Source organism: Streptomyces sp. NPDC005820, from assembly GCF_040630255.1.
In the GTDB taxonomy this organism is placed as follows: domain Bacteria; phylum Actinomycetota; class Actinomycetes; order Streptomycetales; family Streptomycetaceae; genus Streptomyces.
On the sequence record NZ_JBEXXE010000057.1, the window covers coordinates 67,599 to 75,459 of the forward strand.

Below are 7,861 nucleotides of genomic sequence, written 5' to 3' on the forward strand. Positions count from 1 at the left end.
CCCGTCACTTCCGCTCGTAGGCGGCCATGGCGGCGCGCACGGCCGGGGAGAACAGCTCGGGGCCGATGGCGTCGGAGTGGGCGAGGCCCTCGGCGGTGAGCCGTACGAGCCCGGAGTCCTCCGTCAGCCAGCCGCGGTCGGCGAACCCGGCGAGTTCCGGGCCGAAGTCCTCGCCGGGGGTGCTGCCGTAGCGGGCGCGGTAGTCCGCGACGCGGAGTCCCTCGGCCTGGAGGAGGGACTGCAGGAGGTGCCGGCGGCGGGACTCGTCGGGGGTCATGGGGTGGCCGACCTCGGCGTGTGTGAAGTCGGTGGTGCTGACGTAGTCGTCGATGATGCCGCGGATCTCGTGCATGCCGACCGCGTAGTCGAAGGAGTAGTGCAGTGCGGCGGTGTAGGAGCGGGCTCCGCAGCCCAGGCCGATCATGCCGTCGGTCTGGCAGGCGTAGTCGTCGGCGCCCTGGGGAGGGGCGTCGGCGCGGCGGAACATCCGCATGGACTGCTGGGTGTAGCCATGCGCGAGGAGGTGGTCGCGGCCGGCCCGGTACAGGGTCAGGCGCTGCTCGTCCCAGGCCGGGTCGGGGCCGGTCGCGGCGCGTCGGTCGAGGCCGGTGAGGGGGCGGACGTAGAGCGGGTAGAGGTAGAGCTCCTCGGGGTACCAGGCGAGGGCGGCGTCCAGGGAGCGCAGCCAGCTCTGCTCGGTCTGGCCGTCGATGCCGTAGATGAGGTCGATGTTGAGGACCGGGAAGCGGGCGTCGCGGATGCGGGTGAGGGCGGCCTCGACGTCGGCGCGGCGCTGCGGGCGTACGGCGGCCCGGGCCTCGGTCTCGACGAAGCTCTGGACGCCCAGGCTGAGCCGGGTGGCGCCGCGCTCGGCGAGGACGGCGAGCCGGTCGGCGGTGGCGGTGGCGGGTGAGGCCTCGACGGACAGCGGGACCGCGCGCAGGTCGGCGCCCATGCGGTGCTCGGCGATGTCGCAGAGGCGCTCCAGCTCGGCGGCGGTGAGGAAGGTGGGGGTGCCGCCGCCGAAGGCGGCCGTGGCGAACCGGACCGTGTCCCGGTCCCCGAGTGCCTCCCGTACGGCGGTCGCCTGCCGGTCCAGGGCGTCCAGGTAGGCGCCGGTCAGGCCGTCGGGGGCGCCGATGCGGGTGAAGAGGTTGCAGAAGCCGCAGCGGACCTCGCAGAACGGTATGTGGAGGTAGAGGGAGAGGGCGTCCTTGGGTTCGCCCGCCCAGAGCTCGGCCAGCGGTGGCCGGTCGTCGAGTGCGCGGTAGGCGGTCTTGTGCGGGTAGGCGTAGACGTAGTGCTGGTAGGGGCTGGTCAGCTGGGCGGTGGTCATACGGCGGCCTCGGCGCGGTCGTCGGCGGGGTGCAGGAAGAAGTGGGCGTACGGCACGGTCCACACGGACGTGTGCCCGAGGCGGTGGCCGGTGTAGCCGTCGTCGCCGTAGGCGGTGCCGTGGTCGGAGCAGACGATCGCGAAGCAGGGGCGTCGGCTGCTCACGGCGGTGAGGAGCCGGCCGATGTGCCGGTCGACGTACTCCAGGGCGGCGGCGTGGGTCTCGCGGGAGTCGCCGGCCTCGCGGGTCGCGCCGGGCAGATGGAACCAGTTGGGCTGGTGCAGGGCGGAGACGTTCACGAAGAGGAACAGGCGCTGGTCGGACGGGAGTTCACCGATCACGCGTTCCGCGCAGGCGACCTGGTTCTCGAAGGAGTGCGGTGAGGTCACGCCGAACTCCGGTGTCCAGTGGGACTCGTGGAAGAGTCCGGGCAGCACCGAGCCGAGCGGCGCCTGCCGGTTGAAGAAGCCCACTCCCCCGACGCAGACGGTGTGGTAGCCGGCCTTCGCCAGGCCGGAGACCAGGTCGGGGGTGTCGAAGACGAAGGTGCCGTCTGCGGTGGTCTCACTACCCGCGAAGCTCGCCGCGAACAGCCGCGGATGCGGGCCGGGGGCGGCCGGGGTCGGCAGGAAGCCCGCGAAGATCGCCTGGTGGGAGGCGTAGGTGAAGCTGCCCGGGGCGTGCCGTTCCTCCCAGCGTCCGCCGGGCAGATGCCGGGCCAGGTTCGGGATGCGGCCCGCCTCCGCCAGCTCCACGGCCACGTCGTACCGCAGGGTGTCGAGGGTGACCAGGAGGATGTCGTGGCTGCCGACGACGTTCTTCATGTCTGGATCTGGCACGGCGGGTTCAGGCATGGCGGGTTCAGGCATGGGGTGTTCCTCTGTCGTGCCGGTCGTGCCGGTCGTGCAGTACGGCGGCCACCTGGGCGCCGTAGGTGTCCAGTCCCTCGGCTCCGCTGCCGGGCAGGCCGGTCAGCCGGGGCAGCAGATCGCCGAAGGCGTTGACCTCGCCGACGGCGGCCCTGTGCCAGCCGACGGCCGGGAGCAGGTCGACGCCGACGCACAGGGTGCGCGGGAAGCAGGCCGCCGCCCGCTCGCACACCCCGAGGACATCGGCCCAGCGGGTGCCCGCCGCCTCGAAGGACCGGCGGACGGCCTCGAGGTCGCCGCGGCTGCCGCCGAGGTGGAGATTGGTCATGGGCGATCGGCTGGTGCGGACCACCGCGTGGGTGGCCCGGCCGGCCACGACGACGACCCGCAGATCGGCGGCGCGGCCGTCCTGAGATGCCTTCGGCAGCCAGCGTTCGAGATGCAGGCCGTCCGGGGCGAGCGCGTCGACGACGGCCGCGATGTCCCGCTCGCTCTCGTAGCGGCGCACCGTGAGGGAGTTGTGGAGGCGGCCGTCCGCGGCCAGCTCCACCGAGGTGGTGGCCCTGATCCGGCCGCCGCCGCCCGCCTCGACGGCGAGGACGCCCGACGCGGACGACCCGTGCGCGGGTTTCACGAACAGCCGGTGCATCCGGTGCTCGCGCATCAGCGCCCGTACGTCGTCCCAGCCGCCCACCTCGGCCGCGCCCGGGCCCGAGGTGGGCGAGGCCGGTACGGGGACCCCGGCGGCGTCGAGGACGGCGTGGCAGCGGCGTTTGTCGAACAGGACGGCGAGGTCGTCCGGGTCGTCGAGGCGGCGGCCGCCGCGCAGTCCGCGCACCGCGGCGGTGAAGCGGGCGTACCAGCGGGCCGAGCCCTCGACCCGGGTGGGGTCCTCGGCGTCCCGCAGGAGCCGGTCGACCTCGGTGTTCTCCCCGGGGGAGTCGACGCGGACGGTCTCGTCGGCGGCGAAGTCGGCTCCGCCGTCGCGCAGGACGTCCGTCCAGGGGACGATCCGCGGGGCGGGCAGGCCGGCCGCGAGCACCGCGTCGCCGAAGAGGGCGACGCGGCGGTTCTCGGGGTTGCCGACCACCGCGAAGCGGGGCCCCGGCAGGAGGGGTGTGCTCACTCGCCCACGGCGACGTAGCGCCAGACCGTGCCGTCGTCCTCGACGTCCTCGTCGGCGTCGTCGCGGTCGAGGTCCAGCTCGACGCCCGCCAGGGTCTGGCGCAGGCGGTCCTGGAGCGGCTCGGTGACGTAGTGGTGGTGCAGGTCGAGCTTCTTGAGGTGGGTGAGCGGCTGACCGCCGAGCAGGGCGGCGGCGCCCTCGTCGGTCAGGACGCCCATGGAGAGGTCCAGCACCTCCAGCCGGGCGACGACCGGCGCGGAGGCGACGGCCGCGGCGACGGCGTCCTGCATCTCGCTGTTGCGCAGGGCCAGGTGACGCAGGCGCGGCAGCCGGGCGCCGGACAGGATCGGCTCCAGGTCGGCGATCTCGCTGTCGCCGCCGTAGTCGGGGGTGCCGAGCCACAGGTCGAGGTGCTCCAGGGCGGGCAGGTCGCTGCCGCCGACCCCGCGCACCACCTCGGCGCCCAGACCGCCCGCCTCGATGACGAGCTTGCGCAGCGCGCCGTGGCTCAGCGCGGGGAACTCCAGGCCGGAGCCGCCGCGCACACCGAACTCCACCAGTGCGGGGAAGGCCTTGAGCAGCGGGGTGACGTCGGTCTGGTTGATCCAGGAGATCTCGCACTCCTCCGACTCCATGTCGCCCACGAACAGGGCGCGCAGCGCGGGGAAGCGGTCCCGGGCGCCGACCAGGGCGTCGACGACGCCGGTGGGCTCGGTGTCGTACGCCTCCTGCCAGGGGCCGACGATCAGGGCCCGTACGCGGGTGGTGTCGACGGTGTCGCAGAAGCGGGCGAACGCGGCCGTCCACGCCTCGTCGGAGTCGTAGACGTCGCTGGTGATCCGCCAGGCGAAGCCGTCGGCGTCGGGCAGGTCGTCGGTGCGGGCGTCGGGGCCCGGGAAGGAGTAGGCGGGCAGCCCGTACAGCGAGACGAGGTGGGTGGCGTAGGACATACGACTGCTCCCGTGCGGAAAACGTGTGCGATCCCTGATGCCCGCAGTTGTACCAACAGGCACTGACAACGGCCGTCGGCGGGGGCGGGGTTCGGGACGGGTCCGGGGGCGTTGTCAGTGGTGGCCCGTACGGTCGTGGTCATGAGGCCGGTGCGGGGTGCACCCGGCGGTGAGGGGAGTGCCATGTACCGGCAGGGAGACGTGCTGATCGTGCCCGTGGACACGGCGGCGGTGCCGCCGCATGTCGCGCAGGCGCCGCGGGAGGCCCGGGACGGGCGGGGGCGGCTGGTGCTGGCGCTGGGCGAGGTCACCGGGCACGCCCACGCCGTGGTCGGGCCGGGTGATCTGGTGCGCGAGCCGGGGCCGTTCGGGCCGCTGCTGCTGCATCTGCCGCAGGGCGGCCGGGTGGTGCACGAGGAGCACGCGGTGATCCCCCTGCCGAAGGGCTGGTACCGGGTGATCCGCCAGCGGGAGTACGTGCCGGGGTCCGTGCGGATCGTCGCGGACTGAAGAAGGCGTCCGGGAAAGACAGATGTGGGGCGAGGACGGATGACGACGACGGGTGTTCAGGTGACGGCTGTGGCCTCCGACGAGAATGTGCGGGCGTGGCGGGCGTGCGCCACGGCGACCGGTCCCGCCGACCGGGCGGCGGCCGAGGCCGGTGTGCGCCGGGCCTACCGGCAGGCCGGGCTGGCCGAGCCGGAGCGGGTGGCGTGGGCGGGTTCGCCGCGCGAGGCGGTGACGCTGATCCGGGCGATGACGGACACGGGTCCGAGCGTGCGTGAGAGCGTGCGCAGCGCCCCCTGGGCGCAGGAGCGGCAGCTGCTGCACGCGGAGTTGGGCACGGCGGGCTGGCCGGCGCACTGGGCGGCGACCGGTGGCCGGCTGTGGGACTCCACCCAGGCGCTGGTGGACCGGATCCGGACCGGGCTCCTGGAGGAATTGGCCGGTGGGGACACGGGGAAGGAGGCCGCGCGGATACGGCTGATCCTGCTGGACGCGGTGCTGGGGCAGCACGACGCGCCGTGGCTCGCCGCGTTCGCCACGGACGGCGGTCCGCTCGACGGGCTGGCCGCGGTGTCCCGCAGCGCGGGCTGGTGGTGGCCGTTCGCGCGGGTGGCGGTGGTGTCGGAGCGGCCGGTGGCCCTGCACCGCGACGAGGCGGGCCAGCTCGACCACGGCGACGGCCCGGCGCTGGCCTACCCCGACGGCTTCGCCCTGTACGCCTGGCGGGGCATGCCGGTGCCGGCCGATTTCCTGGCGGAGCTGCCCTCGCTCACCCCGGAGCGGATCCGCGCCGAGGAGAACGCCGAACTGCGCCGGGTGATGCTGGAGTACTACGGCTACGACCGTTATCTGGCGGACTCCGGCGCCCGCCCCGTCCACCGGGACGAGACGGGCGTCCTGTGGCGGATCGACCTCGTGGACGACGAGCCCGTGGTGATGGTGGAGGTCGTCAACTCCACGCCGGAGCCGGACGGCACCCGGCGCACGTACTGGCTGCGGGTACCGCCGTCGACCCGGACGGCACGGGAGGGGGTCGCCTGGACATTCGGACTGGCGGAGGAGGCGTACCGGCCGCTGCAGGAGACGTGAGGCCGTCGGCGCCGTCGGGACTCAGGCCGCCTCGCCGGCGCGGGCCAGGACGTCCGTGACCTGTTGGCGGAGGTGGTCCCTGGCCGGGGCGGGCAGGGCGGCGAGGTCGGTCTGCTCCAGGGCGTGCAGCACCTGGTCGGCGTCGGTGCCGAAGGGGATGCTCTCGCTGAGCACCTCGTAGCCGTCGCGTACGGCCACCCGCAGCTGCCCCGGACCGCTGCCGTCACCGTCGCCGTCGCCATCGCGGTCGGCGTGCACCGCGGCGGCCACGACGAGGGGCGGCGGGCCGCCCGCGTCGCCCTCCACCTTGCGGTAGCCGCTGGCCAGGGGGGTGCGCCAGCGCAGCCCGAGCAGCAGCGGACGCTTCGCCACCAGCTCGGTGAGGTCGGTGTCGTACACGCTGTCGGGTTCCAGGACCGTGGCGCGGGCGTCCAGGACGAGGGCGGCGGGGAGCAGACAGCGCAGGGTGGAGCCGACGATGTTGCCGCCGACCGTGGCGGTCCGGCGCACCGCGCCCGTGCCGATGCCGGAGGCCGCCCGGTGCAGTACCTCGGGCACGGTGGCGTCGACGCGGTGCAGCAGCACGGCACCGCCGAGTTCCTCGGGGCCGACGACGTTCGCCTCCGGCACATGACGCAGCGACACCGCCTGTTCCGGGAAGCCGTCCCGTTGCCAGGCGGCCCACACCAGTGTGGCCCCGCCTATCGGTACCGCCCCCTCGGCCAGACACTGCTGGGCGTCGGATATGGAGGCGGGAAGACGCAACTGCACGACAACCGACCTGCCTTCCCGGTAGTTCGAGGGGAGGCACGTGTCACTCCCCCGCGTGATCAATGGCAGAACGGATTCTGCCCAGGCGCACGGGGGCGCATACAGGGCTCATGGCGGCACCGGGTGCCAGAGGAAAATGCGTTGCGGCCGGTCCCGCCGCTGCCGACCCTTGCCCCATGTCCTACGCCCTGCGTCCCGCCGCTCTCGCCGACGCGCCCGCCGTGACCGCGCTGCTCAACGCCGTCGACGTGATCGAGATCGGCCGGCCCGAGACGGATCTGCACACCGTCGAGGCCGATCTGAAGCATCCCGAGACCGATCTGGAGCGGGACAGCTGGCTCGCCTTCGACGGCGACCGGCTGGTGGCCTACGGGCTGCTCTGGGACGACTCGGGCGGTGAGCGCGTCGACATCGACCACTACGTCCTGCCCGACCGGCAGGACGCGGGGCGGCTCGTCCTCGAGGCGATGGAGGCGCGGGCGCTGGAGCGGGCCCGGGAGAACGGCGCCGGGCGGGCCGTGGTGCATCTGCACCTCAACATCGAGCCCACGCTGGACACCTCGCTGCTGACGGGGCGCGGCTGGTCCGTCGTACGGCGCTATCACGTGCTGCGGCGGGCGCTGGACCCGGCCGCGGACCGGGCGCCGGCGCTGCCCGACGGGGTGCGGCTGCGCCCGTGTGCCGACGAGGCGGACCGCGGGCGGGTGCACGAGCTGTACCAGGCCACGTTCGCCGAGCACTTCGACTTCCAGCCGCGCGCCTACGAGCCGTGGCTGCACGATGTGGACGCCGAGGGGCTCGACTGGTCGCTGGTGTGGATCGTCGGCACGGACGAGCTCGGGGACGCCGGGTTCCTGCTGGCCCGCGACGACCGTGAGGCGATGGGCTGGATCCGCAGCCTCGGTGTGCTGCGCGAGGCCCGGGGGCGCGGGCTCGCCGGGCTGATGCTGCGCCAAGCCTTCGCGGCCTTCGCCGCCCGGGGCCGGGACACCGTGGGGCTGGGCGTGGACACCGCCAACGCGACGGGCGCTCCCCGGCTGTACGCCCGCCACGGGATGACGGTGCACTACGCGGTGGACACCTGGGAGGGTGTCCTGCGCTGAATGGCCGGACCGGCGCTAGAAGACTCATGAAGATCTTGGGTTCTGGCCCCGCCGCGTGAGCGGCGGGGCCAGACTCGTTTTCGTGGCGATGGGCGAGTGGGCCGGGGAGA

General features: G+C 73.8%; 8 protein-coding genes. 3 read left to right on the forward strand and 5 right to left on the reverse strand.

Going from position 1 to position 7,861, the window contains the following annotated elements; all coding sequences use genetic code 11:
- Positions 1-4 precede the first annotated feature (4 nt).
- From ABZ464_RS45050 to ABZ464_RS45065, 4 genes are read right to left on the reverse strand one after another with little or no spacing between them, the layout of a single operon-like run.
- Complete coding sequence (locus ABZ464_RS45050) at positions 5-1,336, reverse strand: STM4012 family radical SAM protein (protein ID WP_359287743.1); 1,332 nt, start codon at positions 1,334-1,336, stop codon at positions 5-7.
- Positions 1,333-2,160 (reverse strand): STM4013/SEN3800 family hydrolase, encoded by an 828-nt coding sequence (locus ABZ464_RS45055; protein WP_359287744.1) that lies wholly within the window; start codon positions 2,158-2,160, stop codon positions 1,333-1,335. The genes ABZ464_RS45050 and ABZ464_RS45055 overlap by 4 nt, the downstream gene beginning before the upstream one ends.
- A gap of 37 nt (positions 2,161-2,197) precedes the next feature.
- The gene (locus tag ABZ464_RS45060; RefSeq protein WP_359287745.1) at positions 2,198-3,331 is read right to left on the reverse strand and encodes an STM4014 family protein; all 1,134 of its coding nucleotides are present in this window, start codon (positions 3,329-3,331) and stop codon (positions 2,198-2,200) included.
- Positions 3,328-4,281, reverse strand: a complete 954-nt coding sequence (locus tag ABZ464_RS45065) for an STM4015 family protein (RefSeq protein ID WP_359287746.1) — start codon at positions 4,279-4,281, stop codon at positions 3,328-3,330. Before ABZ464_RS45065 ends, ABZ464_RS45060 begins: the two co-directional genes overlap by 4 nt.
- Positions 4,282-4,464: 183 nt before the next feature.
- Here ABZ464_RS45065 and ABZ464_RS45070 point away from each other — a divergent pair, with 183 nt between their 5' ends.
- Together ABZ464_RS45070 and ABZ464_RS45075 are read left to right on the forward strand one after the other, a co-directional pair.
- Positions 4,465-4,791 carry a hypothetical protein gene (locus tag ABZ464_RS45070; RefSeq protein WP_358984945.1) on the forward strand — a complete coding sequence of 109 codons (327 nt, stop codon included), beginning with the start codon at positions 4,465-4,467 and terminating at the stop codon, positions 4,789-4,791.
- Positions 4,792-4,830: 39 nt separating this feature from the next.
- Positions 4,831-5,877, forward strand: a complete 1,047-nt coding sequence (locus ABZ464_RS45075; RefSeq protein ID WP_359287747.1) for a DUF6745 domain-containing protein — start codon at positions 4,831-4,833, stop codon at positions 5,875-5,877.
- 21 nt (positions 5,878-5,898) lie between these two features.
- Here the strand turns inward: ABZ464_RS45075 and ABZ464_RS45080 are convergent, their stop codons facing one another.
- On the reverse strand, positions 5,899-6,648 hold the full coding sequence (locus ABZ464_RS45080) for an FAD binding domain-containing protein (protein WP_359287748.1): 750 nt from the start codon (positions 6,646-6,648) through the stop codon (positions 5,899-5,901).
- A gap of 176 nt (positions 6,649-6,824) precedes the next feature.
- Here ABZ464_RS45080 and ABZ464_RS45085 point away from each other — a divergent pair, with 176 nt between their 5' ends.
- The gene (locus ABZ464_RS45085; RefSeq protein ID WP_359287749.1) at positions 6,825-7,751 is read left to right on the forward strand and encodes a GNAT family N-acetyltransferase; all 927 of its coding nucleotides are present in this window, start codon (positions 6,825-6,827) and stop codon (positions 7,749-7,751) included.
- The last annotated feature ends 110 nt before the right edge of the window (positions 7,752-7,861 follow it).

Excerpts from the sequence above, each read along its gene's own strand:
- ABZ464_RS45050 (WP_359287743.1), bottom strand. The coding sequence starts at position 1,336 with ATGACCACCGCCCAGCTGACCAGCCCCTACCAGCACTACGTCTACGCC.
- ABZ464_RS45055 (WP_359287744.1), bottom strand. The coding sequence starts at position 2,160 with ATGAAGAACGTCGTCGGCAGCCACGACATCCTCCTGGTCACCCTCGAC.
- ABZ464_RS45065 (WP_359287746.1), bottom strand. The coding sequence starts at position 4,281 with ATGTCCTACGCCACCCACCTCGTCTCGCTGTACGGGCTGCCCGCCTAC.
- ABZ464_RS45070 (WP_358984945.1), top strand. The coding sequence starts at position 4,465 with ATGTACCGGCAGGGAGACGTGCTGATCGTGCCCGTGGACACGGCGGCG.
- ABZ464_RS45075 (WP_359287747.1), top strand. The coding sequence starts at position 4,831 with ATGACGACGACGGGTGTTCAGGTGACGGCTGTGGCCTCCGACGAGAAT.
- ABZ464_RS45085 (WP_359287749.1), top strand. The coding sequence starts at position 6,825 with ATGTCCTACGCCCTGCGTCCCGCCGCTCTCGCCGACGCGCCCGCCGTG.